Here is a 1,574-nt window from a genome sequence, read left to right as displayed (position 1 = left end):
CTGATCGGCCTCATGCTGGCGACCGTCGGCCTCGACCCGATCTCGGGTGTGCCGCGCTACACGTTCGACAGCTTCCACCTGTATGACGGGATCGAGCCGATCGTGGCGCTGGTCGGTCTGTTCGCGATCTCCGAGATCCTGATGCTGCTCGAGAAGCAGGTGAAGGACCGGCCAAAGGCCATCCCCGTGGGTAGCTGGCTGCCGCAATGGGGCGCGATCTGGCGCACGCGCTGGGCGATGCTGCGCGGCTCGGGCGTGGGCTTCGTGGGAGGCGTGCTGCCCGGCGCGGGCGCGTCGCTGGGGTCGTTCATGGCCTACGTGGTGGAAAAGCAGGTCTCGAACAAAAATGGCACGTTCGGCAAGGGCGACCCACGCGGCGTCGCGGCGCCGGAATCCGGCAACAACGCCGCCTCGGGCGGTGCGCTGATCCCGATGCTGTCGCTGGGTGTTCCGGGCTCGGGCACCACGGCCGTGCTGCTGGCGATGCTGATCTCGCTCAACGTGCAGCCCGGCCCGCTGCTGTTCGAGCGTCAGCCGGACCTCGTCTGGGGGCTCGTCGCCTCGCTCTACATGGCGAACGTGGCGCTGCTGATCCTGAACCTGCCGATGATCGGCCTGTTCACGCGGCTGATGATGACGCCCACCTGGGCGCTGATGCCGATCGTCGCCGCGATCACCTTCGTGGGCGTTTACAGCATCTCGAACTCGGTCTTCGACCTCGAGATGATGGTGTTCTTCGGGGTGCTCGGCTACCTGCTGCGAAAGCTCGACGTCAGCCTCGTGCCGCTGGTGCTGGGCCTGCTGCTGGGAGGCGACATGGAGCGCAACCTGCGCCGCGCGATGTCCATCTCGGACGGCGACTGGTCGATCCTGATCGCCAGCCCGATCTCCATCGGTCTCTACATCCTGACCGCCGGGTTCCTGGCGCTGTCCGTCTGGCTGGCCGTGCGCGATCACCGCCAGACCCGCGCCGAGCGGCTGACCGAGGGCTGACTGTCCGCGGTCCGCCGCTCGGGCGGACCGCGCCGGTCACAGACCGGCTTCGTCCAGCACCTTGCGCGCGACGCGGAAGCATTCGTGCGCCTGCGGCACGCCGCAATAGATGGCGACCACGTGCACGATGGCGCGGATCTCTTCCTTCTTGACGCCGTTGTTGAGCGCGCCGCGGCAGTGGATCTCCCATTCGTGCATCTTGCCGAGCGCGCCAAGCATGGCGAGGTTCATCATGCTGCGGGTCTTGGGCTCGATCGCCTCGTCGCCCCAGCCGAAGCCCCAGCACCAGGCCGTCATCGCCTCCTGGAACCCGCGGGTCAGGTCGTCGGCATTCTCGAAGCTTTTCTCGACGTACTCCGCGCCGAGCGTTTCCTTGCGCTTTTCCAGGCCCTTGCGGAAAAGATCTTCGTCGAAGGTGTGCATCGCTGTCCCCATCCGTGTCATGTGAACCGAGTGAGGCGCACGATCGCGGGAAGATCAAGCACTAGGGGACGCGTCTGGAAACGCGCACCTAATTCTATGAATTGGGGAATGGTAGCGGAGGAGGGACTTGAACCCCCGACACGCGGATTATGATTCCG

General features: G+C 65.9%; 2 protein-coding genes. One reads left to right on the top strand and one right to left on the bottom strand.

Going from position 1 to position 1,574, the window contains the following annotated elements; all coding sequences use genetic code 11:
- A partial coding sequence (locus tag ACFDTC_RS05025) for a tripartite tricarboxylate transporter permease (protein ID WP_375257779.1) occupies positions 1–993 on the top strand: 993 nt, incomplete at its 5' end.
- Between the two features lie 36 nt (positions 994–1,029).
- Here ACFDTC_RS05025 and ACFDTC_RS05020 read toward each other — a convergent pair.
- Entirely contained in the window at positions 1,030–1,416 is a 387-nt protein-coding gene (locus tag ACFDTC_RS05020; RefSeq protein WP_375257778.1) for a carboxymuconolactone decarboxylase family protein, read from the bottom strand.
- Positions 1,417–1,574: the final 158 nt, after the last annotated feature.

The sequence above is a fragment of the Citreimonas sp. genome, from assembly GCF_042096055.1.
In the GTDB taxonomy this organism is placed as follows: Bacteria; Pseudomonadota; Alphaproteobacteria; order Rhodobacterales; family Rhodobacteraceae; genus Citreimonas.
Note: the sequence above shows the minus strand (reverse complement) of the source record. Positions and strands in the feature narration are given on the sequence as shown.

Bases quoted from the DNA above. Each gene is read 5' to 3' on its own strand.
- ACFDTC_RS05020 (WP_375257778.1), bottom strand. From the start codon at position 1,416: ATGCACACCTTCGACGAAGATCTTTTCCGCAAGGGCCTGGAAAAGCGC.